The organism is Streptomyces marincola (genome assembly GCF_020410765.1).
GTDB lineage: Bacteria > Actinomycetota > Actinomycetes > Streptomycetales > Streptomycetaceae > Streptomyces > Streptomyces marincola.
Genome location: NZ_CP084541.1, coordinates 2980549 through 3004977 on the forward strand (window position 1 = coordinate 2980549; position 24429 = coordinate 3004977).

At 74.4% G+C, this 24429-nt stretch carries 24 protein-coding genes, 1 tRNA gene and 1 riboswitch; of the genes, 12 read left to right on the forward strand and 13 right to left on the reverse strand.

What is annotated here, in order from left to right; all coding sequences use genetic code 11:
• Nucleotides 1–128: 128 nt before the first annotated feature.
• The 3 genes from LC193_RS12680 to thrC form a co-directional block, all read right to left on the reverse strand.
• Nucleotides 129–332: a cold-shock protein gene (locus LC193_RS12680; RefSeq protein WP_003949956.1), complete on the reverse strand. Its 204-nt coding sequence runs from the start codon at nucleotides 330–332 to the stop codon at nucleotides 129–131.
• A 434-nt stretch (nucleotides 333–766) separates the two neighbouring features.
• On the reverse strand, nucleotides 767–1042 hold the full coding sequence (locus LC193_RS12685) for a MoaD/ThiS family protein (protein ID WP_226074120.1): 276 nt from the start codon (nucleotides 1040–1042) through the stop codon (nucleotides 767–769).
• Nucleotides 1039–2397 (reverse strand): threonine synthase, encoded by a 1359-nt coding sequence (gene thrC / locus LC193_RS12690; RefSeq protein ID WP_226074121.1) that lies wholly within the window; start codon nucleotides 2395–2397, stop codon nucleotides 1039–1041. The genes LC193_RS12685 and thrC overlap by 4 nt, the downstream gene beginning before the upstream one ends.
• Nucleotides 2398–2413: 16 nt before the next feature.
• Nucleotides 2414–2553: riboswitch (SAM riboswitch) on the reverse strand.
• Nucleotides 2554–2778: 225 nt separating this feature from the next.
• Here thrC and LC193_RS12695 point away from each other — a divergent pair.
• Together LC193_RS12695 and LC193_RS12700 are read left to right on the forward strand one after the other, a co-directional pair.
• Nucleotides 2779–3744 carry a glucosyl-3-phosphoglycerate synthase gene (locus LC193_RS12695; RefSeq protein WP_226074122.1) on the forward strand — a complete coding sequence of 322 codons (966 nt, stop codon included), beginning with the start codon at nucleotides 2779–2781 and terminating at the stop codon, nucleotides 3742–3744.
• Between the two features lie 206 nt (nucleotides 3745–3950).
• Entirely contained in the window at nucleotides 3951–5378 is a 1428-nt protein-coding gene (locus tag LC193_RS12700; RefSeq protein WP_226078569.1) for an alpha,alpha-trehalose-phosphate synthase (UDP-forming), read from the forward strand.
• Nucleotides 5379–5615: 237 nt separating this feature from the next.
• On the opposite strand, the gene otsB is transcribed toward LC193_RS12700, so the two are convergent.
• Complete coding sequence (otsB, locus tag LC193_RS12705) at nucleotides 5616–6452, reverse strand: trehalose-phosphatase (RefSeq protein ID WP_226074123.1); 837 nt, start codon at nucleotides 6450–6452, stop codon at nucleotides 5616–5618.
• Nucleotides 6453–6498: 46 nt separating this feature from the next.
• Nucleotides 6499–6717 (reverse strand): DUF3263 domain-containing protein, encoded by a 219-nt coding sequence (locus tag LC193_RS12710; RefSeq protein WP_226078570.1) that lies wholly within the window; start codon nucleotides 6715–6717, stop codon nucleotides 6499–6501.
• Between the two features lie 373 nt (nucleotides 6718–7090).
• On the opposite strand from LC193_RS12710, the gene LC193_RS12715 reads away from it, so the two are divergent.
• From LC193_RS12715 to LC193_RS12730, 4 genes are all read left to right on the forward strand, one after another.
• Nucleotides 7091–8062: an SIS domain-containing protein gene (locus LC193_RS12715; protein WP_226074124.1), complete on the forward strand. Its 972-nt coding sequence runs from the start codon at nucleotides 7091–7093 to the stop codon at nucleotides 8060–8062.
• A 169-nt stretch (nucleotides 8063–8231) separates the two neighbouring features.
• Nucleotides 8232–9191 carry an ROK family protein gene (locus tag LC193_RS12720; protein ID WP_226074126.1) on the forward strand — a complete coding sequence of 320 codons (960 nt, stop codon included), beginning with the start codon at nucleotides 8232–8234 and terminating at the stop codon, nucleotides 9189–9191.
• Complete coding sequence (nagA, locus tag LC193_RS12725; RefSeq protein ID WP_226074128.1) at nucleotides 9188–10375, forward strand: N-acetylglucosamine-6-phosphate deacetylase; 1188 nt, start codon at nucleotides 9188–9190, stop codon at nucleotides 10373–10375. Before LC193_RS12720 ends, nagA begins: the two co-directional genes overlap by 4 nt.
• The gene (locus LC193_RS12730) at nucleotides 10372–11229 is read left to right on the forward strand and encodes a class II fructose-bisphosphate aldolase (protein WP_226074130.1); all 858 of its coding nucleotides are present in this window, start codon (nucleotides 10372–10374) and stop codon (nucleotides 11227–11229) included. The genes nagA and LC193_RS12730 overlap by 4 nt, the downstream gene beginning before the upstream one ends.
• Nucleotides 11230–11312: 83 nt before the next feature.
• Here the strand turns inward: LC193_RS12730 and LC193_RS12735 are convergent, their stop codons facing one another.
• On the reverse strand, nucleotides 11313–12143 hold the full coding sequence (locus LC193_RS12735) for a helix-turn-helix transcriptional regulator (protein WP_226074133.1): 831 nt from the start codon (nucleotides 12141–12143) through the stop codon (nucleotides 11313–11315).
• Between the two features lie 51 nt (nucleotides 12144–12194).
• On the opposite strand from LC193_RS12735, the gene LC193_RS12740 reads away from it, so the two are divergent.
• Nucleotides 12195–12626, forward strand: a complete 432-nt coding sequence (locus tag LC193_RS12740; RefSeq protein ID WP_226074135.1) for a DUF2000 domain-containing protein — start codon at nucleotides 12195–12197, stop codon at nucleotides 12624–12626.
• Between the two features lie 51 nt (nucleotides 12627–12677).
• Here LC193_RS12740 and LC193_RS12745 read toward each other — a convergent pair whose 3' ends face one another.
• Both LC193_RS12745 and cdgB read right to left on the reverse strand, forming a co-directional pair.
• Nucleotides 12678–13604, reverse strand: coding sequence for a carbohydrate-binding protein (locus tag LC193_RS12745; RefSeq protein WP_226074137.1), 927 nt, complete (start codon nucleotides 13602–13604; stop codon nucleotides 12678–12680).
• Nucleotides 13605–13700: 96 nt separating this feature from the next.
• Entirely contained in the window at nucleotides 13701–15311 is a 1611-nt protein-coding gene (cdgB, locus tag LC193_RS12750) for a diguanylate cyclase CdgB (protein WP_226074139.1), read from the reverse strand.
• A gap of 273 nt (nucleotides 15312–15584) precedes the next feature.
• On the opposite strand from cdgB, the gene LC193_RS12755 reads away from it, so the two are divergent.
• A complete protein-coding gene (locus tag LC193_RS12755; RefSeq protein WP_226074140.1) occupies nucleotides 15585–16085 on the forward strand; it encodes a flavin reductase family protein in 501 nt (166 codons plus the stop codon).
• A 49-nt stretch (nucleotides 16086–16134) separates the two neighbouring features.
• Here the strand turns inward: LC193_RS12755 and arfB are convergent, their stop codons facing one another.
• Nucleotides 16135–16575, reverse strand: coding sequence for an alternative ribosome rescue aminoacyl-tRNA hydrolase ArfB (arfB, locus tag LC193_RS12760; RefSeq protein WP_226078571.1), 441 nt, complete (start codon nucleotides 16573–16575; stop codon nucleotides 16135–16137).
• A gap of 141 nt (nucleotides 16576–16716) precedes the next feature.
• Between arfB and LC193_RS12765 the strand changes: the two genes are divergently transcribed.
• Nucleotides 16717–17292, forward strand: a complete 576-nt coding sequence (locus LC193_RS12765; protein WP_226074142.1) for a TerD family protein — start codon at nucleotides 16717–16719, stop codon at nucleotides 17290–17292.
• A 164-nt stretch (nucleotides 17293–17456) separates the two neighbouring features.
• On the opposite strand, the gene LC193_RS12770 is transcribed toward LC193_RS12765, so the two are convergent.
• A complete protein-coding gene (locus LC193_RS12770) occupies nucleotides 17457–18131 on the reverse strand; it encodes a pentapeptide repeat-containing protein (protein WP_226074144.1) in 675 nt (224 codons plus the stop codon).
• A gap of 147 nt (nucleotides 18132–18278) precedes the next feature.
• On the opposite strand from LC193_RS12770, the gene LC193_RS12775 reads away from it, so the two are divergent.
• Complete coding sequence (locus tag LC193_RS12775; protein ID WP_226074146.1) at nucleotides 18279–19277, forward strand: zinc-binding dehydrogenase; 999 nt, start codon at nucleotides 18279–18281, stop codon at nucleotides 19275–19277.
• Nucleotides 19278–19294: 17 nt separating this feature from the next.
• Here the strand turns inward: LC193_RS12775 and LC193_RS12780 are convergent, their stop codons facing one another.
• On the reverse strand, nucleotides 19295–19639 hold the full coding sequence (locus LC193_RS12780) for a MerR family transcriptional regulator (protein WP_226074147.1): 345 nt from the start codon (nucleotides 19637–19639) through the stop codon (nucleotides 19295–19297).
• A 116-nt stretch (nucleotides 19640–19755) separates the two neighbouring features.
• Between LC193_RS12780 and LC193_RS12785 the strand changes: the two genes are divergently transcribed.
• Complete coding sequence (locus LC193_RS12785) at nucleotides 19756–20610, forward strand: aminotransferase class IV family protein (protein WP_226074148.1); 855 nt, start codon at nucleotides 19756–19758, stop codon at nucleotides 20608–20610.
• A 27-nt stretch (nucleotides 20611–20637) separates the two neighbouring features.
• Here the strand turns inward: LC193_RS12785 and LC193_RS12790 are convergent, their stop codons facing one another.
• The gene (locus LC193_RS12790) at nucleotides 20638–22776 is read right to left on the reverse strand and encodes an alpha-galactosidase (RefSeq protein ID WP_226074149.1); all 2139 of its coding nucleotides are present in this window, start codon (nucleotides 22774–22776) and stop codon (nucleotides 20638–20640) included.
• A 116-nt stretch (nucleotides 22777–22892) separates the two neighbouring features.
• Nucleotides 22893–22969 (reverse strand) — tRNA-Thr (locus LC193_RS12795).
• 298 nt (nucleotides 22970–23267) lie between these two features.
• Here LC193_RS12795 and LC193_RS12800 point away from each other — a divergent pair.
• A complete protein-coding gene (locus LC193_RS12800) occupies nucleotides 23268–24401 on the forward strand; it encodes an ABC transporter ATP-binding protein (RefSeq protein WP_226074150.1) in 1134 nt (377 codons plus the stop codon).
• The last annotated feature ends 28 nt before the right edge of the window (nucleotides 24402–24429 follow it).

Here is a 24429-nt window from a genome sequence, read left to right on the forward strand (position 1 = left end):
CGCGCCGGGCCACCGCCCGCCGCGGAGCCGCCTCGCGCGCGGGGCACCGGCGCGCGCACGCGTCAGGGCCCGCGTTCCCCTGGGGGAACGCGGGCCCTGGCGTGAGGTGCCGCGGTACGGTCGGCGAATCAGGCTGCCACTCGGACCATGTCGGCCTGTGGCCCCTTCTGTCCCTGCGAGATCTCGAACTCGACCCGCTGTCCCTCTTCCAGGGTGCGGTAGCCGTCCATCTGAATCGCGCTGTAGTGGACGAACACGTCCGCACCACCGTCTACCGCGATGAAGCCGTAGCCCTTCTCCGCGTTGAACCACTTGACGGTGCCCTGAGCCATTCCAAACTCCCCATTTTGCCGGCCCTTTCACGAGACCGCACTTCGCGGGCCCGGGTCAGACCTCTCAGACCCCACCCCCGGGCGGTCGGGGGGTGTACGCCGGAACGCGTCGACCGCCGCTGAATGTATCTGCACGGACGCCCAGTGCAACAGGCCATTCGGCAGAGAATTCTTGGGGCGCCAGAACGGGCAAAAACCGCATATCGCTTGAAAGTTGAAGTTTTCGCCGGTGACCAAAAGCATCAACCCGACAATTGGTGCACCAATTTTCCGCACAATGTCCGCGTGAAGTGTCGTGAATTCACATGCGGAGCGCCCTTGCCCGACGGGCCGCCGTCCGGGCCAGGCCACTTTAGCGTTCCGGACACACGCGACCGCCCCGGGCCCGGAACGGGCGCGGGGCGGCGCGCGGCGTCGGGTGCGGGGCGGCCGGGTCAGCCGCCGGCGACGGCCGGGATGATCGACACGCCTGCGCCGTCCGGGGTGGACGTGCCCAGGCCATCGGCGAAGCGCACGTCGTCGTCGTTCACGTAGACGTTCACGAAACGGCGCAGCCTGCCGTCGTCGTCGAGCACCCGGGCGGCGATCCCGCTGTGGTTGCGTTCGAGGTCGTCCAGCACCTCGCGGAGCGTTCCGCCCTCGGCGGTGACCTCGCTCAGGCCGCCGGTGTAGGTGCGCAGGATGGTCGGGATTCGGACAGTCACACTCATGATGCGAGACCAGCCTCTCGGAACGAGTCGAGGTTCGGACGGATGATCGCGGACGGGCCCGTGGTCGGGGCCACCGCGTCCAGGGTCTTCAGGCCGTCGCCGGTGTTCAGGACGACGGTGGTCAGGGCCGGGTCGAGCGCGCCCGACTCGATGAGCTTCCTGGTCACGCCCAGGGTCACCCCGCCCGCGGTCTCGGCGAAGACTCCTTCGGTGCGCGCGAGCAGCTTGATCGCGTCGACGACCTGCTCGTCGGACACGTCCTCGACCGCGCCGCCGGTGCGCCGGGCGATGTCGAGCACGTAGGGGCCGTCCGCCGGGTTCCCGATCGCGAGCGACTTGGCGATGGTGTCGGGGCGCACCGGCCGCACCACGTCGTGCCCGGCCTTGTACGCCTGGGCGACCGGCGAGCAGCCGGTGGCCTGGGCACCGAAGATCCGGTAGGGCCGGTCCTCGACCAGACCCGTGGCGATCAGCTCCTTGAGGCCCTTGTCGATCTTGGTGAGCTGCGAACCCGAGGCGATCGGGACGACGAGCTGGTCGGGCAGCCGCCAGCCGAGCTGCTCGCAGATCTCGTACGCGAGGGTCTTGGAGCCCTCGGCGTAGTAGGGGCGCAGGTTCACGTTCACGAACCCCCAGCCCTCGCCCGCCGGGTCGCCGATCAGTTCGCTACAGAAACGGTTCACCTCGTCGTAGGTGCCCTCGATCCCGACGACGTCCCCGCCGTAGACGGAGGCCATCACGACCTTGCCCTGCTCCAGGTCGTGCGGGATGAAGACGCACGAGCGCAGCCCGGCGCGGGCGGCGGCGGCGCCCACGGCGCCGGCCAGGTTGCCCGTCGAGGAGCAGGAGAGCGTGGTGAAGCCGAAGGCGCGGGCGGCCTCGACGGCGTTCGCGACGACCCGGTCCTTGAAGGAGTGCGTCGGGTTCCCCGAGTCGTCCTTGAGGTACAGGCCGCCGGTGACGCCCAGCTCGGCGGCGAGCCGGTCGGCCTTGATCAGCTGGGTCCAGCCCGGGTTCAGGTTGGGCTTGTCCGCGACGTCGGCGGGCACCGGCAGCAGCGGCGCGTAGCGCCAGATGCTCGCGGGGCCGGACTCGATCCGGCGGCGGAGCGCCTCGGGGTCGCCGAGCGGCAGGTCGTAGGCGATCTCCAGGGGTCCGAAACAGGACGTACAGGCGAACGCCGGGGTGAGCGGGAAGCGCTCCCCGCACTCGCGGCAGGAGAGCGCGGCGGCGGGGCCGAGATCGACGGCGGGGGCGCCGTTCTCGGCTGCGGGGGTGTGGTCGCGGGGTGCGGTGTCGGTCGCGTGGCTGCCGGTGGCGCTGTGTGCGGGACCGGATGCTGTCGGCACGGACATGGGTACGAGGCCCTTCTCCTCATCTTCCCCGCGACGTATCTCGCCGCGGGACGGAATTGGCACCTTCCCCACCGGTGACCTCGTGTACGTCACGAGACCGGCGGAAGGGTTGCCGGGGCTTCTACGGGCCGTTCCCTCTGCCCCTCTGGATGAGCGGTGTGCAGTTGTCGGCATCAGGGTCCCGATATGCGGAGGACACCTGCGCTGTCCGAGACTGTAACGGACGTCCCCGACAATGGCCCGGGCCGTCCGATCCGCGAGACACGCGGGAGACCACGAGAAAGCTCAAGAAACCTGCCCCAGCGGGTTCGGACCCCGCCAGTAAGGGGCAGATACGGCCATACAGGTTAAATGTGGCCGAACGCGACAGGAGCGACATTCGTGCTGGAAGAGGCAGAGGAGTGGCTGGCCCGCCGGTCCTGGGACGCCGCTGACCGCTCACCGGCGCAGCTGTTGCACGCGAAGCGGGCAGCAGGCGCGGCGGGGAGTGTCAGCGTGGTACTCCCCGCACTGAACGAGGAAGCGACCGTCGGGACGATCGTCGAGACGCTGCGGCGCGACCTGATGGACGACCTGCCACTGATCGACGAGCTGATGGTGGTGGACTCGGGGTCCACCGACCGGACCTCGGAGGTCGCCGCGGCGGCCGGGGCCAAGGTCGTGCACCGCGACGAGATACTCCCGCGCGTCCCGGCCGTCCCCGGCAAGGGCGAGGTGCTGTGGCGGTCCCTGCTGGCCACGAGCGGCGAGATCGTCTGTTTCGTCGACGCGGACCTGCGGGACTTCGACTCGCGGTTCGTCTCCGGCATCCTCGGGCCGCTGCTCACCGAGCCCGGCGTCCAGATGGTCAAGGCGATGTACGACCGCCCGCTCGGCGACAACCCCTCGGGCGCCCGCGAGGGCGGTCGCGTCACCGAACTGGTCGCCCGCCCCCTGCTCAACCTGCACTGGCCCCTGCTGGCCGGCGTGGTCCAGCCGCTCGGCGGCGAGTACGCGGCGCGGCGCTCGCTGCTTGAGCAGCTGCCGTTCCCCGTCGGGTACGGCGTGGAGCTGGGCATGCTCATCGACACGCTGAACCTGGCGGGCCTCGACGCCCTCGGCCAGGTCGACGTGGGCGTGCGCAAGCACCGGCACCAGGACGGCCAGGCGCTCGGCCGCATGGCCACGGCCATCATGCGCACCGCGCAGAGCCGCCTGCCGGGCACGGTGATGCCGATCCGCCTCGGCCTGACGCAGTTCGAACGCACCGACGAGGGCGGTTTCCGGGCCCTGACTCACCCGATCAACGCAGAGGAGCGCCCCCCGATGGCCACCATCCCCGAATACGCGGCGCGGCGGGCCGCGTAGCCCCCCGAGCGACCCGGTTCCGCCCGCCGCACCGCGCCGCGGCGGGCGGCGGGCACTGGGGCCGGTGTGACGGGACGCACGTTTGGAAGACGGAGTGAATGGCTAGACAAACGCGCGTGACTCACAACGAGCACGACACGCACGGAACGCACGACACGGCCCCGCGGGACGGCTCCCCCGGCGGGCCCGGGGCGGCGGGCCAGGTCCTGGTCGCATCCAACCGCGGCCCGGTCAGCTACGCCCTCGGCGCGGACGGCTCGCTCACCGCCAAGCGCGGCGGCGGCGGCCTGGTGTCCGGGCTCAGCGCGCTCGAACCCGGCACCGGCACCTGGGTCTGCGCCGCGCTCGGCGCAGGGGACCGCGCCGCCGCCGGGCGGCGCCCCGGCGGGCGCCTCGACCCGGCCGACACCGGCGGCCAGGTGGTGCGGATGCTGGACATCCCGCCCGACACGTTCGACGCCGCGTACAACGGCATCGCCAACTCCGTGCTCTGGTTCGTCCACCACCTGCTGTACCAGACTCCGTTCGAGCCGGTGTTCGACGCCGGTTTCGAGGGGCAGTGGGAGCACTACGAGGCGTACAACGCCGCCTTCGCTGACGCGCTCGCGGCCGAGGCCGCGCCGGGCGCCGCGGTGCTCGTGCAGGACTACCACCTGTCCCTGGTGCCGGGACTGCTCCGCGAACGCCGGCCCGACCTGCGCGTCGGCCACTTCTCCCACACCCCGTGGGCGCCGCCCGAGCTGTTCCGGGTGCTGCCCGACGCCGTGGCCCGGCGGGTGCTGCTCGGCATCCTCGGCGCCGACCGGGCCGCGTTCCTCACCGAACGCTGGGCGCGCGCGTTCGCCGACTGCTGCGCCGACCTGCTGGGCGCCGAGGTGAACGGGTGGGAGGTCACCCACGAGGGCCGCACCACCCGGCTCGGCGTGCACGGGCTCGGCTCGGACGCGGCGTTCCTGCGCGACCGCGCGTTCCGGCCCGACGTCGACGAACGGCTCGCCGCGCTGCGCGAGCAGGTCGGTGACGTGCGCACGATCGTGCGCGTGGACCGCACCGAGCTGTCCAAGAACATCGTGCGCGGCCTGCTCGCGTTCCGCCGCCTGCTCACGGACCGGCCGCGGTGGCGGGGGCAGGTGACGCACATCGCGTTCGCCTATCCGTCCCGGCAGGACCTGGCCGTGTACCGGGAGTACACGGCCGAGGTGTCGCGGGTCGCGGAGGAGATCAACGCGGCGTTCGGCACCGAGGGCTGGACGCCGGTGGTGCTGCACGTCAAGGACGACTTCGCGCGGTCGCTCGCGGCCTACCGGATGGCGGACGTGGCGCTGGTCAACCCGATCAGGGACGGGATGAACCTGGTCGCCAAGGAGGTGCCCGTGGTCTCGGAACGGGGCTGCGCGCTGGTGCTGTCCCGGGAGGCGGGCGCCGCGGCGGAGCTGGGCGAGGACGCCCTGCTGGTGAACCCGTACGACATCGCCGGCACCGCGCAGGCCCTGCACCTGGCGCTGTCGATGGACGTGGACGAGCGCGACCGGCGCACCAAGCGCCTGTCGGCGGCGGCCACGGCCCTGCCGCCGAAGACGTGGTTCCTCGAACAGCTCACGGCGCTCGGGGCGTCCCCGGCCGGCGCGGCCTGAGCCGCGGCGCCCCGGTGGGCCGGGGCGCCGGGCCTGGTGAGGTGCCCGGCCCATCGGCGGGCCGGGCACCTCGCCAGGACCGGTGCCCACCGGTCGGCCGGCGGCCTGCGGCGCGGCGCGGGAGTGCCGGTCGGCGGGGCGCTCCGGTGAGCAGCGGCCTTCGGTCAGCAGGCGACCCCGCCCGGCCAGGGGTTCCGCCCGGTCACGGGTTTCCGCCCGGCCGGGCAGGGGCTGGACTCAACCGGCGGACGGCGGGGGCAGCTGCGCGGCGAGGCCGGCGAGCAGGGCGGCGACGCCACCCGGGCCGTCCACGGTGAGGTCGGCGGCCGAGGCCAGCTCCGCGACCTCCGCGCTGCCGCTGCACACGCGCAGCCCGGCGACGCCGCTCTCGCGGAGCCCGGCCACGGCCTCGAACGCCGCCAGGTCGCCCAAGTCGTCCCCCGCGTAGAGCAACGCCTCCGCGCCGGTCTCGCGGACCAGCGCGGTCAGGGCGGCGCCCTTGTCCATGCCGGGCGGACGCAGTTCGAGCACGAAGCGGCCCGGCTCCAGAGTGAGGCCGTGCCGCGCGGCGAGGTCGGTCATCGGGGCGCGCAGGGCCGCAAACGCGCCCGCCGGGTCGGGCGCACGCCGGGTGTGGACGGCCAGCGCGTTGCCCTTGTCCTCGACCGACGCGCCGCTCGCGCCGAGCAGGCCGGGCAGCTCCTCGCGGGCGGCGGCGACGCCCGCGTGCGGCGGCGGGGTGGTCAGCCGCCCGGTGGCGGCCTCCCAGCGCTCGGCGCCGTAGGCGCCGAGCACGACGAGACCGGCCAGCTCCGGGTGGCCGGCGAAGCCGCCGAGGCGGACGGCCACCTCGGCGGGCCTGCCGGTGACGATGGCGACGGCGGCGACCCGACCGGCGAGCGCGGCGAGCGCGGGCACGGCGTCGGGGTGGGGCCGCGCCTGCTCAGGATCGGGAACGATGGGGGCCAGGGTGCCGTCGAAGTCGGCGGCGATCAGGGCTCGCTCCGGGCTGCGGAGGAGCGCGGCGAGGCCGGCGCGGCCGGCGTCCGTGGTGGGTACGGGAAGGCTGCCCATGTACATGACCCTACCCGCCGCCCTGCCGACGCCCCGGGCCCGCCGGTCAGCGGCGCGTGCGGCGCCTCTCGCGCAGTCGGCGCAGCCGGTTGACGGTCACCGGGTCGTGGGCCAGCGCGCGCGGGTCGTCGAGCAGCGCGTTCAGCAACTGGTAGTAGCGCGTCGGGGATATGCCGAGCCGCTCCCGGATCACGCGTTCCTTGGCGCCGGGGCCGGTCCAGCTCCTGCGCTCGACGGCGAGCACCGCCAGGTCGCGCTCGGACAGCCCGCCGGCCGCCGCCGGCCCGCCGCCGCACCCGGCCGCGCCCGGATCACCGGCCGCGTTCTCCCCACCGGCCCCACCGACCGCGTCCTCCGCGCCGGTGTCCGCACCGGCCGCCGCCTCGGGCGCCGCGGCGCCGCGTTCGCCGTCCCCCGCCGCGGTCGGCCCCTCGGGCCCCCGCTCCGCGGGCACCTCACCGGACGCGCGCTCCCCGCGTTCCCCGCGTTCCCCGTGTGCCTCGTCTCCCACGCTTTCCCCGCCCATCCGGACATTTTATGAGCCGGCGCGGACAGTCTTCCCTCCGTGGCACCGCCGTGCGCCCCGCCCGCCGGACCACGGGAGCCGACACCGCTTCGACACCGCGAGGAGCCGCCCCATGCCAGCCGAGACGCCTCAACGGCCCGCGCCCGCCGCCGGGAACACCCCCACCCGCACCGAACAGGAACTCGCCACCCAGCCCGAGTGCTGGCGGCGCGCCGCTGCGGACGCGCGCACGGGCTCCCCCGGCGCGCTGCCCCGGCCGGGCGAGCGGGTCGCGGTGACCGGCTGCGGCACGTCCTGGTTCATGGCGCAGGCGTACGCGGCGCTGCGCGAGGCGTCGGGGCAGGGGGAGACGGACGCGTTTCCCTCGTCCGAGTTCCCCGCCGGCCGGGCCTACGACCGGGTCGTGGCGCTGACCAGGTCAGGCACGACCACCGAAGTGCTCGATCTGCTCGGCGCGTTGCGGACGCTGCGGCCCGGCACGCCGGTGCTCGCGGTGACCGCCGACCCGGCGGCGCCCGTGCCGCGGGTCGCGCCGCACGTCGTGGTGCTCGACTACGCGGACGAGGAGTCGGTGGTGCAGACCCGGTTCGCGACCAGCGCGCTGGCGTTCCTCCGGGCGGCGCTCGAAGCGAACGGCCCGCTGCCGCCCGGGGTGCGGACGGTGGCGGACGCGGCGCGCGACGCCGAGGCGGCCGTGCGCGACCCGCTGCCCGCGGGCGTGGCGGACGCCGAGCAGTGGACGTTCCTCGGCCAGGGCTTCGCGTACGGCCTCGCGCTCGAAGCGGCGCTGAAGATGCGGGAGTCGGCCGGCGCGTGGACGGAGGGCTACCCGGCGATGGAGTACCGGCACGGGCCGGTGTCGATCGCGGCTCCCGGGCGCGCCGTGTGGGTGTTCGGGACGCCGCCCGACGGGCTCGGCGCGGACATCCGGGCGGCGGGCGCGTTGCTGGTGACCACGCCGGAGGGCACCGACCCGATGGCGGACCTGGTCCGCGCCCAGCGGCTCGCGGTCGTGGTCGCGCGGGCCCGGGGTCTCGACCCGGACCGGCCGCGGAACCTGACCCGTTCCGTCGTCCTCGGCTGATCGCGCGGGCCGGCCCGGCCGGAGCCGTTCGCCCCGGCGAAACGGCCCTCGGCGCCGTGGGGGACCGGTCCGTCCGGCCCGGCGGGACGGCCCGTTCGCCGGGCCGCCGTTCCATCCGCGCCCGTAGTGGACTAGACCTCTTCCCCCGTCTCGGGCGAGACTTGCGCCTGTGAGTCCCCAGGAGAACTACGTGATCGCCCTCGACGTGGGCGGCACCGTGCTGAAAGCGGCGCTGACCGGGCCGGACAACGAGCCGCTGCACCAGGCGCGCCGGCCCACCGCGAGCGCCGGGGGGCCGGACGCCGTGGTGGCCGGAATCCTGGACTTCGCGGCGGAGTTGCGGGCCGAGGGCACCGAGCGTTTCGGGCACCCGCCCGCCGCCGCGGGAGTGGTGGTGCCCGGCATCGTGGACGAACGGGCGGGCACGGCCGTCTGGGCCGCGAACCTCGGCTGGCGCGACGTTCCGCTGCGGCGCCTGGTCGGCGAACGGCTCGGCGGCATCCCCGTCGGCCTCGGGCACGACGTGCGCGCCGGCGGCCTCGCCGAGGGCCGCGTCGGGGCGGGCGCCGGGTACGGGCGGTTCCTCTTCGTCGCGCTCGGCACCGGCATCGCCGGTGCCATAGGCATCGACGGCCGGGTGGAGACCGGCGCGCACGGCGGCGCCGGTGAGATCGGGCACGTCGTCGTCCGGCCCGGCGGCGCCCGCTGCGGCTGCGGCCAGCACGGCTGCCTCGAAACGGTCGCGTCCGCCTCGGCCGTCGGCCGCGCCTGGGCCGCCGCGGCCGGTCTGCCGGGAGCGACGGCGGCCGACGCCGCCCGCGCGGTCGCCGCGGGCGACGTGCGGGCGCGGTCGCTGTGGCGGGAGGCCGTGGACGCGCTGGCCGACGGCCTGCTCACGGGCATCTCCCTGCTCGACCCCGCGGTCGTCATCGTCGGCGGCGGCCTCGCCGAGGCCGGCGAAACCCTGCTCACCCCCCTGCGTGCCGCGCTCGCGGCGAAGGCCACCTTCCAGCGCGTTCCCCCGATCGTCCCGGCGGCCCTCGGTGACGCCGCGGGCTGCCTGGGCGCGGGTCTCATCGCCTGGGACAGCCGCACGCTCCCCACAACCACGGAGGTCTCCCCGTCATGAAGCGCACGGTGCTCACCGGAGCGAAGGTGGTCAGGCCCACCGGGGTCGTCGAGGGCGGCCAGGTCACGATCGAGGGCACCCGGTTCGCCGCGGACGGCCCGGGAACGGGAACGGGAACGCCGCGCGGGGAGACGGCAGCCGGCGGAACGCCGCCCGGCGGAACGGCCGTGACCGACCTGGCAGGGCACTGGATCCTGCCCGGTTTCATCGACATCCACGTGCACGGCGGCGGCGGCGCGTCGTTCTTCCCCGGCAGCGCGGAGGAGGCGCTGACCGTCGTCGCCACCCACCGCGCCCGCGGCACCACCACGATGGTGGCCTCCGCGGTCACCGGCGACCTGGACGACCTGGCCGCGCAGGCGGGGGTGCTGTCGGAACTGGTGGAGCAGGGCGACCTGGCCGGGCTGCACTTCGAGGGCCCGTTCATCGCGGAGAACCGCTGCGGCGCGCACCAGCCCTCGCTGCTGCGCGACCCGGACCCGGCCGACGTGCGCAAGCTCATCGACGCGGCGCGCGGCACCGCGCGGATGCTGACCCTCGCGCCCGAACTCCCCGGCGGCATCGACGCGGTGCGGCTGCTGCGGGACAACGGCGTGCTCGCGGCCATCGGCCACACCGACGCGAGCTACGAGACGACCCGGCGGGCCATCGACGCGGGCGCGACCGTGGCCACGCACCTGTTCAACGCGATGCCCCCGCTCGCGCACCGTTCGCCGGGACCGATCGCGGCCCTCCTTGAGGACGAACGGATCGCCGTCGAGCTGATCAACGACGGCACGCACCTGCACCCCTCCGTGCTCGGCCTCGCGTTCCGCACGGCGGGTCCCGGCCGGGTGGCGCTCATCACGGACGCGATGGGAGCCGCGGGCATGGGCGACGGCCGCTATCCGCTGGGGCCGATGGAGGTGGAGGTGGCCGACGGCGTCGCGCGCGTGGTCGGCAGCGGCACCATCGCCGGCTCGACGCTGACGCTCGACCGCGCGCTGCGGCGGGCGGTCACGGTCGACGGGCTGCCGGTGGCGGACGCGTCCGTCGCGCTGTCCGCGACGCCGGCCCGGCTGCTCGGCATCGACGACCGGGTCGGCTCGATCGAGGCCGGCAAGGACGCCGACCTCGTCGTGCTCGACGGCGACTTCGCGCTGCGCGGCGTCATGCGCAAGGGCGAGTGGGTGGTGCGGCCGTGACGCTGGCCCGCTGCGCCGATCTGCTGGCCGGGGCCCGCGCGCGCGGCGGCGCGCTCGCCGCGTTCAACGTGATCACGCTGGAACACGCGCAGGCCATCGCGGCGGGCGCCGCCGCGGTGGGCGAGCCCGCGGTGCTCCAGGTGTCGCAGAACGCCGTCGCCCACCACGGGGGCGCGCTGCGCCCGCTGGCCGCCGCGCTGGTCGAACTGGCGCGCGGGCACGAGGCCGTGCTCGCCCTGCACCTGGACCACGTGACGGACGAGGAGCTGCTGCGCCGGGCGCCCGAGGCGGGTTTCGGCTCGGTGATGTTCGACGGCTCGCGCCTGCCCTGGGCGCGGAACGTGGCCGCCACCGCGGCGGCCGTGCGCTTCTGCCACCGGCACGGGCTGCTGCTTGAGGCCGAGCTGGGCCGGGTCGGCGGCAAGCCGGGCGACGCGCACGCGCCGGGGGTGCGGACCGATCCGGCCGAGGCGGTGGCGTTCGTGCGGGAGACGGGCGCGGACGCGCTGGCCGTCGCGGTGGGCAGCAGCCACGCGATGACGCGGCGGACGGCCGCGCTCGACCACGGGCTGATAGCGCGGCTGCGCCGGGCGCTCGGCGTGCCGCTGGTGCTGCACGGCTCGTCGGGCGTGCCGGACGAGGAGTTGCGCCGCGGCGTGGCCGCCGGCCTGACGAAGATCAACGTCGGGACCGCGCTGAACGCCGCGCTGACCGGCGCCGTGCGCGCCCGCCTGGCGGCCGACCCCGAGGGCGTCGACCCGCGCCGGTGGCTCGCCGCCGGGCGGGAGGCGATGGCGGAGACGGTGGAACGGTTCCTGCGCGTGCTCGCGCGCCCGCACGAGCCGGCCGGCTGACCGTTCGAAGGCGGCGGGCCTGGCGCGTGCGGCCCGCCTCAGCGCCGCCCGCCTCGCCACGGCCCGCCTCGCCGCGGCCCGCCTCACCGCCGCCCGGGGCCGCTCCCGCGCGCGTAGCGTCCCGGGGTGACGCCCGTGAGCCGCTTGAAGTGCCGGTTCAGGTGCGACTGGTCGTAGAAGCCGGTGGCGGTCGCGACCTGCGCCGGCGGGCGCCCGTCGAGCAGGAGCCGCCGCGCGCGGTCGACACGGCGCGCCATCAGGTACTGGTGCGGCGCGATCCCGAAGGCGGCGGTGAACGAGCGCACGAGGTGCGTGGGGTGCGCGTGCAGCAGCCGCGCGGCCTCGGCCAGGCTCAGGCCGTCGCGCCAGCGCGCGTCGAGCAGGTCCCGCAGGTCGTGTCCGAGGCCGGCGCGCGCGTGCGGCGGACCGGCGGCGGACCGGGGCCGCAGGTGGGCGCGCAGCCGTTCGCCGATGAACGCGAGCCTGGCCGCCGCCTCGAACTCGTCGCCCCGGTGGGCCAGGGCCGCGTGGAGCCGCGCGACGCGCCGGCGCAGCAGCGGGTCGCGCAGGTCGGGGCCGTCCACGGCGGGGCCGATGAGGCTGTCGTCGAGCAGGGTCCCGTCCAGGTACAGCACCCGCTTGCGGAAGCCGCGCGCGGTGGCGGGCGAGCCGTTGTGCGGAACGCGCGGCGGGAGCAGCGACACCGTGTCGTGCGGGGTGCCGCGCTCGTGCCGGTCCAGGTCGTAGCGCACCGCGCCGTCGTCGACGATCAGCAGGGTCCACACCTCGTGGACGTGCATGGGGTAGGCGTGCTCGGTGAACCGGGCGTGGAAGACCTCCGCGACCCCGGGCACCCGGGGGCGCCACGCGGAGACCTCCTGGCGCGCCGCGCGCCGTCCTGCCGTGTCGAGCATGTCAAGAACGTACAAGACCGCGCGGCGGGGCGGTCGGCAGTCTGCTGTGCCATGACGAACGACAGCACCCCGGTACGGTTCGACACCAAGATCGCCGTGCTGCTGCGCGAGGACCTGGCGTCCTGGCAGCGGCTGAACGTGACGGCGTTCCTGGTCAGCGGCCTCGGCAACGCGTTCCCCGAGGTGGTCGGCGAGCCGTACGCCGACGCCGACGGCACCCCGTACCTGCCCATGTTCCGCCAGCCCGTCCTGGTCTTCGAGGGGGCGAAGGAGACGCTGACCGCCGCGCACGGCCGCGCGCTGGGCCGCGCGCTGCCCCGGTCGGTGTTCACGTCCGACCTGTTCTCGACCGGGAACGACCGGGACAACCGCACGGCGGTCCGCGCGGTGCGCGGAGACGATCTCGATCTGGTGGGTCTGGCCGTGTACGGGCCGCGCAACGCGGTCGACAAGGTGCTCAAGGGCGCGCGCATGCACCCCTGAGCGCTCTGGGCCGCTGCCGCGCGCCGCTCCGCCTCGGTTCCCAGGCCCGGCTCAGCCGTTGACCGGCGAGATGTAGAGCTGGTCGACGAGGACATCGCAGGAGCCGGCGCAGGTCAGCTGCACGGTGTTCTCGCCCTCCTGGAGGTCCACCTGCTTCCAGGTGGAGAACCAGCTGTTCTCCCACTCGTCGACCCCGTCCGCGTAGTCCTCCATCTCGACGAGGTCGTCGCGCGGGGTGCCGTTGACGGAGAACGCCATGCCCTGGCCGTCGCTGATCACGGCGTAGCCGGCGTTGAGCCGGTAGGGACCCGGCTCGCCGTTCAGCTCGAACGTCCAGGTGATCGTGGCGTTGGGCGCGCCCTGCACGGAGATGTACTGGCCGTCGGGGGAACGGGCGCCGGCGATGCCGGAGGTGAGCGCGGCGCCGTTGCCGAGCTGGAGGTCGGCCAGCTCGGCGGTGGGGGGCCCGTCCGACTCGGTCTCCTCGTCGGTGGGCTCCTCGGTCGGCTCGTCGTCCGCGTTGCCGCCGTCGTCCTCCTCGGGCGCGGTGGGCGTGGCGTCGCCGCCGGCCTCGGGGTTCTCGTCCTCGCCGCCGCTGAAGACTATGGCCGCGCCGATGCCGACCACGACCGCGAGGACCACGGCGATGGCGCCGATCAGCAGCCCGTTGCGGCGCGGCTCGGTGTCGCGGCGGCGGGGCGGGCCCGCGCCGTAGGGCGGCGCGCCGCCCGGCTGGGTCTCGGGGGCCGCGTAGTAGGCGTCGGGACGGGCCTGCGGCGGCTGCTGCTGCCCGCGGTACCCCTGCTGGCCGCCGAACGTCCGCTCCCCCACCGGGCGGACCTGGTTGTACGACGGCTGCCGGGGGGCCGGGCGGCCCTGACCCTGCTGCGGCTGGTCTCCCTCGGGTCGATAGAGGTAGGCGAACGGGTCGTCGTCGCCCTCATCGGGCGTGCCCCTGCCGTTGTGCCCCGCGCTCATCGACTCCCGCTCCTTCGTCTGCGCTTCCCCCACCTGCGTACGGGCGCGAGCCTACCCCGTCCGGGCGAACGCACCGACTTCTCCCGGCCGCCCCGGTCAGCCCGCGCGCCGCTTGCCCTGGGACCTGGAGCGCTTCTCGACATACATGCGCTGGTCGGCGGATTCCAGCACTTCCTCCGTCGTCATCCCGCAGGCCGCCCAGCCGATGCCGAAGCTGGCGCCGACCCGCACCGCCCTGCCCTCGACCCGGATCGGCGGGATGATCCCGTTGCGCAGCCGGACCGCGAGGTCGGAGGCCTCGGCGAGGCCGAGGCCCTCGGCCAGCACGACGAACTCGTCGCCGCCCAGGCGCGCGACCGTGTCGTTGTCCCGCACGCCCTGTTCGAGCCGCCGGGCGACCTCCACCAGGACGGCATCGCCGCAGACATGGCCGAAACGGTCATTTATGGACTTGAAACCGTCGAGGTCGCAGAAGAGAACGGCCAGCCCCTTGCCGTCCCCGCCGGGCGCCTCGGGCGTGTACACGTGCTCGTGGTGGTCGAAGGGGCGCGGGGGCGGCGTGCCGATGCCCTCGAAGGCGTCCGTGGCCCCGTCGGCGACCGGGGTGATGTCCGGGCCGAACCGGTCGGGCGCCACGCCGCATATCCGGCCGCCGAGGCGGGCGCGCAGCTCGGCGCTGTTGGGCAGGCCGGTCAGGGAGTCGTGGCTGGCGCGGTGGGCCAGGGCGAGCTCGTGCCGCTTGCGCTCCTCGATGTCCTCCACGTGCGTCAGCTGCACCCGCGGGCCGTCCGCGGCGTCCGCGACGACCGAGTTCCGCAGGGAGACCCACACGTAGGAGCCGTCGCGGCGGGCCAGCCGCAGCTCCGCGCGCCCGCCCTCGGCCGAGGTGCGCAGCAGCACCCCGGTGTCCTCGGGGTGCACCAGGTCGGAGAAGCAGTAGCGGCGCAGCACCGGGCCCGAGCGCCCGAGCAGCCGGCACAGCGCGTCGTTCACCTTGATCAGCCGGCCGTGGTTCTCGCCGCCCACCTCGGCGATGGCCATGCCGCTCGGCGCGTACTCGAACGCCTGCCGGAAGCTCTCCTCGCTGGCCCGGAGGGCCTGCTGGTCCCGTTCGAGCCGGATCAGCGCGCGCTGCATGTTGCCGCGCAGGCGGGCGTTGCTGATGGCTATCGCGGCCTGCGAGGCGTACAGCTGGAGCGCCTCGCACCCCCAGGGGCCCGGGCGGCGGCCGTTGCGGGGGCGGTCGACTTCGAGGACGGCGAGCAGCTCGCCGTCGGACGCGTACATGGGGGCGAAGAGGCGGTCCATCGGGTGCCACTCCTCGGGGTACCGGGGGGCCGGGCCCGTGGTGTGCCACTGCGGCACGTCGTCGTGGTCGAGCACCCAGCCCTCGGTGTAGGGGATGAAGCGCAGCGCGCCCCAGCGTTCTCCCATGGCAAGACGCCGCTCCCAGGACTCGCGGGAGCCGGTCCGGCCGGCGATGGCGGCCTCCGCCTTGTCGCTGCCGGCGACGGCGGCGACGAGGAGGTCGCCGTCGGTTCTGACGAGATTGACGGCTGCCAGTTCGAACCCGAGTGCGGCGACGGCGCCGTCCGCGATGGTCTGGAGGGTGTCCGCCATGCTGCGGGCAGTGCTCAGCTGGGCGACGACCCGGTGCAACTCCCGCAGCGAGGCGAGGCGCACGTATGGCTCCGTCTCCGTTTCCATCACTCCCCCGGGCGCGAAATGCACGTGCAGATACACAGGCCACTGAATCACAGGGTGCTGCCCACTAGGTACACAGGGTCAGCAATTAGTTGCCCACTGTGATCCATGTCACAGCGCGGAAAGGCTCGGTCGCGGGACGTAGGACGTCCGGTGAACGGCTCTGGTTCCGCGGCCCGATGCGGGCCGCGCGGGGCGGAACGTACCGTTGCGAGCGTGTCTCTACCCGCGCAGCCGTCCGAGTCCGTTCCCCACCGAGAAGGGCATGCTGGGGAGGTGAGTGAGGAGGAGTTCCGCGGCGCCCTCGCCCGGCTCGCCGCGGGCGTCGTCCTGGTGACCGCGCACGACGACGAGGAGGGGCCGCACGGCGCCCCGGCCGGGATGACGGCGACCGCGTTCATGTCGGTGTCCCTCGACCCGCCCCTGGTGCTGGTCAGCGTGCGCACCGGCTCCCGGATGGACGAGCTGCTGGAACGGCAGCCGCTGTGGGCCGCGTCCCTGCTGCCGGAGGAGCACCGCGTGATCGCGGGGCGTTTCGCGATGAAGGGACGGCTCAGCGACCGGCTGCTGTTCCAGGAAGTACCCCATATACGCGGCGCGGCCACCGGCGCACCGTTGCTCAAGGGGGCGCTCGCGACGGTCGAGTGCCGCACCGAGCGGCGCGTGACGGCCGGTGACCACACCCTGGTGATCGCGCGCGTCCTGACCGCGGCCCTCCCCGCCGTCCCCGGCGGCCCGCTCCTCTACTACCGCGGCGGCTACCGGCACCTGGCCTGACCGCTCCCGCCGCGCGGCGGGCGGCGGCCCGCCCGCGCCGGGCCCCGCCTCAGTCCCAGTCCCGGCCGCCGCCGCGCCCGCGCTTGACCTCGGCGCGCCTGCGCTTGTCCGCGAGCCGCCGCTCGGTCACACCGCGCGGCACGCGCCGCGCCCTGCGCGGCGGGGGCGGCGGCGCCGACGCCTCGGCGAGCAGCCCCGCGAGGCGCTTCGCCGCGGTCTCGCGGTTGCGCCACTGCGATCGGTGCTCGTCGGCCCGCACGCTCACCACCCCGTCGGACAGCCGCCCCGCGAGCCGTTCCAGCGCGCGCCGCTTCCACACCTCGGGCAGGGCGCGGGTGGCGCGGAGGTCGAACAGGACCTCGACGCGGCTGTCCGAGGTGTTCACGTGCTGACCGCCGGGCCCGGACGAGCGGGAGAAACGCCAGCGGAGCTCGGACTCCGGCAGGGAGACCGAGCCGCGGATGACGTAGGGGCCGGACACACCCCCCATGATCCCCCGGTCGGCCCAGTCCCGCACGCCGGTTTTCGTCCGAAGTCGCGCGGAACCCTCGAACCCCCTCACATCGTTGGGCCCAGGGAGAGTAACGTCATCGCAAAGGCGACCCTGCGCGATACGAACAAGGGGATTTACATGGGTGTGAGCCTGTCCAAGGGTGGCAACGTCTCGCTGACCAAGGAGGCGCCCGGCCTGACCGCCGTCACCGTCGGCCTGGGCTGGGACGTCAGGACCACCACGGGTGCCGACTTCGACCTGGACGCGAGCGCCCTCGGTGTCAACTCGGCCGGCAAGATCGTGTCCGACCAGCACTTCATCTTCTACAACAACCTGGCGACGCCGGACGGCACGATCCAGCACACCGGGGACAACCTGACCGGTGAGGGCGAGGGCGACGACGAGCAGATCAAGGTCAACCTCGCGGGTCTGCCCCCGGAGGTGGACAAGATCGTGTTCCCGGTGTCGATCCACGACGCCGACAACCGCGGCCAGAACTTCGGCCAGGTGCGCAACGCGTTCATCCGCGTGCTGAACCAGGCCGGTGGCGCGGAGATCGCCCGCTACGACCTCACCGAGGACGCCTCGACCGAGACCGCCATGGTCTTCGGCGAGCTGTACCGCAGCGGCGCCGACTGGAAGTTCCGCGCGGTCGGCCAGGGCTACGCCTCCGGCCTGGCCGGCATCGCCCAGGACTTCGGCGTCAACGTCTGAGACCGGCCCTCAGAACCGCCGGACCGCCGCCCCCGCAGGCCGCCTGCCGGCCGCGGACGGCGCGCCGACGGCCCGTTCGGCACCAGGACCCCCCGGCCCACCGCCGGGGGGTCCTCGGCGTGCACGGCCCGGGCGCACGCGGCGAGGAGCCGCCGGCGCGCTGGTCACTCCATGACGCGCACCCCCAGCTCCGCGGCGAGCCGGGGCGCGAGGTCGAACAGCTGGGGCGGACTGATCACCGCCCCCGAGAGCCGGTCGACGCCGCGCGCCACCTCAAGGCGCGACGCCCCCCGCAGGTCCACCTCGCGCAGCGCCGCCCCGTGGAAGTCCGCGCCGCGCAGCTCGCACCCGTCGAACGACACCCGCTCGCACCGCGCGCCGCCGAAGTCGGGCTCCACCAGTACGCAGTCCACGAACGCCACGTCGGTCAGCCGGGCCTGCCGCAGGTTCAGGAAGTCGATTTTGCCGCCGCGCACCAGCACCCGGTTCAGCGTGGCGCCGCCGAGCTGCACGCCGCCGAACCGGCCGTCCCGCACCTCCACGTCCCGCAGCTCCGCCTCCGCCAGCACCGTGCCCACGCCCCTGACCCCGGACAGCAGGCTGTCCACGAACCTGGCGCGCTTCAGCCCCGCCTCGTCCAGCACGCAGTCGCGCAGCGCGCAGTCCATGAAATGCGCGCCCGGCGCGTCCGCGCCGGTCAGGTCGAGCCCCGCGAACTCGACACCGTCGTAGTCCCCCTCGGGGTCGAGCCGGGACCCCTCGAACGGCCGGGTCTCGGGGAGCGAGAAGACCGGGGGACGAGGGGGCCGCACCGCACTGCCCTGCTTGCTCTGCGCCATGCCGGTCATCATCCACCCGGCCACTGACACTCCGCCCTCGACCGGCCCTCGACCGGCACTTGACTTCAAGCGACCTTGAAGTCGGAGCCTTGGGGCGGCACCACCGGGTGCCAACCAGCACCGCCCCGCCCCGCGAGGAGTCCCGCCATGCACGCGATACGTCTGCACGCCTTCGGCCCACCGGAGAACCTGCTCCCTGCGGACCTGCCGGAGCCGGAACCCGCGCCCGGGCAGGTCAGGATCGCCGTGGCCGCGGCCGGGGTGCACGTCGTGGACACCGTGCTGCGCGCCGGCGGGACGAGGGGCCCGTTCCCCCTGCCCGAGCTGCCCACCGTGCCGGGCCGCGAGGTGGCGGGCACGGTGGACGCGACCGGCGAGGGCGTGCCGGCCGACTGGCTCGGCCGGCGCGTCGTCGCCCACCTCGGCGCGGTGCCCGGCGGCTACGCGGAGCGCGCCGTCACCACTCCCGACCGGCTGCACGTGCTGCCCGACGGGCTCCCGGCCGACCGGGCCGTCGCCATGATCGGCACCGGCCGGACGGCCATGGGCATCCTGCGGTTCGCCGACCCGGGCCCCGGCGACACGGTGCTCGTGCTCGCCGCGGCCGGCGGCATCGGCTCCCTGCTGGTGCAGCACGCCAAACGGCGCGGCGCCACGGTGGTCGGCGCCGCTGGCGGACCGGCCAAGACCCGGGTCGTGCGGGGCCTGGGCGCGGATCTGGCCGTCGACTACAGGGAACCGGCCTGGACGGACCGGATCAGGTCCGCGTTCGGCGCCCTCAGCCATGTGTTCGAGGGCATCGGCGGCGCGACGGCCGACTCCGCCGTCCGGCTGCTCGGGCCCGGCGGCCTCCACCTGGTCTACGGCTGGTTCCCCGACGCCGCGGACCGCCAGGACGCGGGCCGGGTGACGGCCGAGGAACTCAGGGAACGCGGCGCCGAGTCGATCACGGTCGTCGGCCCGCCGATGCTGGAGCGGATCGGCGGCCCGGGCAACCTGCGCGTGCTGGAGGAGGAGGCCCTCGCGCACGCGGGGGCCGGCCGCCTGGTGCCGCTCGTCCAGCGCTTCCCGCTGGCCGAGGCCGCGGCGGCCCACCGGGCCCTGGAGGCGCGGACGACGATCGGCAAGGTGGTGCTCGTGCCCTGAGCGCCCGCGCCCGGACGTCACGGCCCGGCCAGGTACCCGGCGAGGTTGCCGCGAGTGCGGCGCAGCGCGTCGATGCGCGCGTCCATCGCCGCCATCTCCCGACCGAGGACGGCCCGCAGGTCCACGCACAGGTCGATCTCCGGCCGCTCGCCGCGGGCGCACGGCAGCACCTCGCGGATCACGCCGGTGGTCAGGCCCGCGTCCAGCAGGGCGCGGATCTGCCGCACGGTGACCACCGCGTCCTCGGCGTAGGCGCGGTAGCCGTTCGGCGCGCGCCCGGCGTCGAGCAGTCCCTGCTCCTCGTAGTAGCGCAGCAGTCGCGCACTGACCCCGGTGCGTGCGGACAGCTCCCCGATCAGCATGCGCACCGTCCCGTGCCGGCTTGACCTTTCCACCGATGTGAAGGGCTAACTTCGCCTCCACCGGCGGATATTCCGCAGCGGCCGTTCGCACGGCCGCCACCCCACGGGAGTGAGCCATGGCCTCCTTTTCCGCGTCCTCCGCGTCCCCTGCCTCCCCTGCGCCCCCTGCGTCCCCTGTCCTCGTCCACCGCGACGGCCGCGCGGCGAACGCCGCCGATCTCGCGCCCCTCGCGTTCGCGGGCTACGCCCACTTCACCGCGATGCAGGTGCGCGGCGGCCGGGTGCGCGGCCTCGACCTGCACCTGGCGCGGCTGCGGTCCGCCTCGGTCCAGCTGTTCGGCCTGGCCCTGCCCGACGACGAGGTGCGGTCCCGCCTGCGGGCCGCGGTCGGGTCCGCTCCCGCCGACCTGTCCCTGACGGCCACGGTGTTCTCGCCCGCGGGCGAGTTCACCGCGGCGGGGGACGGCGTGCGGCCCTCGCTGCTGGTCCGCGCCGAGCCCCCCGCCACGGGGCCCGAGGGGCCGCTGGCCCTCGACGCGGTTCCCCATGAACGGGTCCTGCCCGCCGTCAAGCATGTCGGCGAGGTGGCCAAGACGTGGTTCCTGCGGCAGGCCGCGGCCCGGGGGTTCGACGACGCGGCCTTCCTCGACCGCCGGGGCCGGCTCAGCGAGGCGACGATCTGGAACCTGGCGTTCTGGGACGGCTCCGCCGTGGTCTGGCCCGTGGCCGGGATGCTGCCGGGCACCACGATGGGCATCCTCCGCCGGCGGCTCGACCGGCTCGGCGTCCCGCAGCGCGACCGCGAGGTCACGCCGGCCGACCTGCCCGCGCTGGCCGGGGCGGTGGTCATGAACTCGTGGACGCCGGGGATCGCGGTGCACCGGATCGGCCCGACGCCCCTGCCCGAGGCGCCGGACTTCGTCGACCTGCTGCACCGCGCCCACCGGGCCGAACCGCCGACCGCGTTCTGAGCCGCTCCGGGCGCGGACGCGCGCCGCTCAGACGCGGACCGCCTCCACCAGCACCAGCCGCTCCGGGTACTGCACCGGCGCGCGCACGCCGACCGACTCCAGAACGCGTCCCGGCAGCGTCGTCCCCTCGGCCCACCAGGCCAGCGCCGTCGCCGCCGAGCCCTCGATGCCGTCGCCCGGCGCGAGCGGCGCGATCCGGTAGTCCGCGTCCGGGTCGAGCCCCGGCAGCCGCACCAGACCGGGGGGCGCGGTGACGCTCGTCTCCACCTGCACGAGCGCGTACACGGCGCGCGAACGGTCCCGCGCGACCACGCCGTGCACCCACAGCGCCGGGTCGGGGTGGTCGCCGCGGACCACCGCGCCGCTGTGCAGCAGCCCCCGCAGGTCCTTGTAGCGGGCGATCCACTCCGCCAGCGCCGCGCGTTCCTCGGCGGTCGCCCTGGTCAGGTCCCACTCGATGCCGAAGTGGCCGAACAGCGCCGTCCCGGCCCTGAACTGGAGGCTGTGCGTGCGCCCCGTGGTGTGCGCCCGGGGCGCGCCCACGTGCGTGCCGATCATCTCGGGCGGCACGAGCAGGCCCGTCCAGCGCTGGATGCGCTGCCGCTCCAGCGCGTCGATGCAGTCGCTGCCCCACACGCGGTCGGTCCGCTCCAGGATGCCGAGGTCGACCCGCCCGCCGCCGGACGAGCAGGACTCGATCTCAAGCCCCGGGTGGCGGGACCTCAGCTCGTCGAGCAGCCGGTAGACGGCCGCGGTCTGCCCGTGCACGCCGGCCCGCCCGGTGGGGCCGTGCCCGGCCTCGACGAGGTCGCGGTTGTGGTCCCACTTGAGGTAGGTGAGCTCGTACTCGGAGACGATCGCGTCGAGCCGTTCCAGGATGTACGCGTAGGCGTCGGCGTTGCCGAGGTCGAGCACCTGCTGGTGCCGCGCCTCGGGCGGCATCCGGTCGCCCGTCGACAGGATCCACTCGGGGTGGCTGCGGGCCAGGTCGGAGTTCTGGTTGACCATCTCGGGCTCGACCCACAGGCCGAATTCGAGCCCGAGGCCGCGCACGTGCCGGGCCAGCGGGTGCAGCCCGTCGGGCCACACGTCCTCGTCGACGTACCAGTCGCCGAGCCCGGCGTGGTCGTCCCTGCGCCCGCGGAACCAGCCGTCGTCGAGCACGAAGCGTTCGGCGCCCGTCTCGGCCGCGACGTCGGCCAGCCGCGTCAGCCGGTCGAGGTCGTGGTCGAAGTAGACGGCCTCCCACACGTTGAGGGTCACCGGGCGCGGGCCGTGCGGATGGCTCGCGCGCGCCCGCAGGTGGTCGTGGAAGCGCGCGGCCAGCTCGTCGAGGCCGTGCCGCCCGTAGCTGCCGTAGACCCACGGCGTGGTGTAGGACTCGCCCGCGCCGAGCGCGACCTCGCCGGCCAGGAGCAGTTCGCCGCCGCCGAGCAGCGCCACGGCGGTGTGCGTGCGTTCGGCCAGTGAGCGGTGGTTGCCGCTCCAGGCCACGTGCAGGCCCCACACCTCGCCGGACCGGAAGCCGAAGCCGCGTTCGCCGGCCACGTGCACGGTGGCCGCGTCGGTGCCCGTGCGGCCCTTGCGGTTCTCGCGCAGGTGGGTGCCGATGGTGAACTCGTGCCGCTGCGGGGTGCGTTCCCGCAGGTGGCGGCCTGTCATGTCGAGCAGTTCCGTCGCGCGTTCCGGCACCGGGAGCGTCAGCAGGACCCCGGAGAGCGAGAACGGCGCGGCCTCGGGTCCCGCGCCGCTGGTGACGGTGGCCCGCTGCCTGACCAGCCCCGAGGCGGTCAGCTCGATCTCCAGGCGCAGTTCGAGTTCGGCCGTGACGTCCTCGGCGGACACGGTGACGACCCCGCCCTCGACGCGGCTCGACGTGACCGCGAAGGCCGTCGAGAAGTCGGCTCCCGCCCGGTGCCCGGTGAGCCCCGGGGTGCCGAGCCAGCCGGCGGAGTGCTCGGGCAGCACGGCGAGCGGAACGACGACGTCGACGTTGTTCCAGGCGATCTGCGGCACCGAGGCCAGCGCGAGGGCGGCGAGCGCGTCCTGGGGCAGCTCGCCCAGGTCTTCGCCCCAGTGAACGACCCGGGGCAGCCCGCTTCCCGAACGGTCGAGCACCAGGCTCGTGCCCGCGGCGCGGAGGTGGACGAAGGACTCGTCGCGCATCTGTGATCCCCTGATCGATCCTGTTGGGACGTGCGCGGTTATTTGTATGTTCGTCGACGAGGACAGTCAACACCGAAACGGGCCAGGGCCGGACGGGTCCGGGGTGGCGGGGAGGGTGGAGCCGCCTGTCGGATTCGAACCGACGACCTGCTGTTTACAAGACAGCTGCTCTGGCCGGCTGAGCTAAGGCGGCGGGCTTCCACGACCGTGACCGGCCGCGACGGCCGCTCCAGACTACACGGGACCGCACGGTGCGGCGCCTGGATTCCCCGCCGGAGCCCGCAGGGAACCGGCCACCGGGCCGCGCGCGGCGGCGCCGGAGGGCGCGACCGTGTGCGAAACGTTCTTGTGATGAGTTTTTTTGCTCATCAGCTACTGACTTTCGCAGTCGTTTCGAGTTAGGTTCACTCCGCGTCCATATACCTGGCCGTAACACCTTCCTACTCGGATCGTCCGGCACGTTCCTGCCGGTAGAAGGAGACGAACGACACATGGCAACGGTCACGTACGACAAGGCCACCCGGGTCTACCCCGGTTCCGACACCCCGGCGGTCGACCAGCTCGACATCCAGATCGCCGACGGCGAGTTCCTCGTCCTGGTGGGCCCCTCCGGCTGCGGCAAGTCCACCTCGCTCCGCATGCTCGCGGGCCTTGAGGACGTCAACGGCGGCGCGATCCACATCGGTGACCGCGACGTCACCCACCTCCCGCCGAAGGACCGGGACATCGCCATGGTGTTCCAGAACTACGCGCTCTACCCGCACATGACCGTCGCGCAGAACATGGGCTTCGCGCTCAAGATCGCCGGCGTGAACAAGGTGGACATCCGCAAGAAGGTCGAAGAGGCCGCCAAGATCCTCGACCTCACCGAGTACCTCGACCGCAAGCCGAAGGCGCTCTCCGGCGGTCAGCGGCAGCGTGTCGCGATGGGCCGCGCCATCGTGCGCGAGCCGCAGGTGTTCCTCATGGACGAGCCGCTGTCCAACCTGGACGCCAAGCTGCGTGTCCAGACCCGTACCCAGATCGCCGGCCTCCAGCGGCGCCTGGGCGTCACCACCGTCTACGTCACCCACGACCAGGTCGAGGCCATGACGATGGGCGACCGGGTCGCGGTGCTCAAGGACGGCCTGCTCCAGCAGGTCGACTCGCCGCGCAACATGTACGACAAGCCCGCCAACCTCTTCGTCGCCGGCTTCATCGGCTCCCCCGCGATGAACCTGGTCGAGGTGCCGATCACCGACGGCGGCGTGAAGTTCGGCAACAGCGTGGTCCCGGTCGAGCGCACCGCCCTCACCGAGGCCCAGGGCAAGGGCGACACCACCGTGGTCGTCGGCTGCCGTCCCGAGCACTTCGCCGTGGTCACCGGCAGCGGCGAGGGCGCGGGGCTCGCCAAGGCCGACGAGGGCAAGGAGGCCGGCCTCGCCGTCTCCGTCAACGTGGTCGAGGAGACCGGCGCCGACGCCTACATCTACGGCACGGCCGAGATCGGCGGCGACACCAAGGACCTGGTCATCCGCGTCGACAGCCGCGACGTTCCGGAGAAGGGCTCCACGGTGAACGTGGTGCCGCGGCCCGGCGAGACCCACGTCTTCGCCGCCGGCTCCGGTGAGCGCCTGAGCGACTGAGGCAGGCCGCCCGCCTCGCCCGGTCACG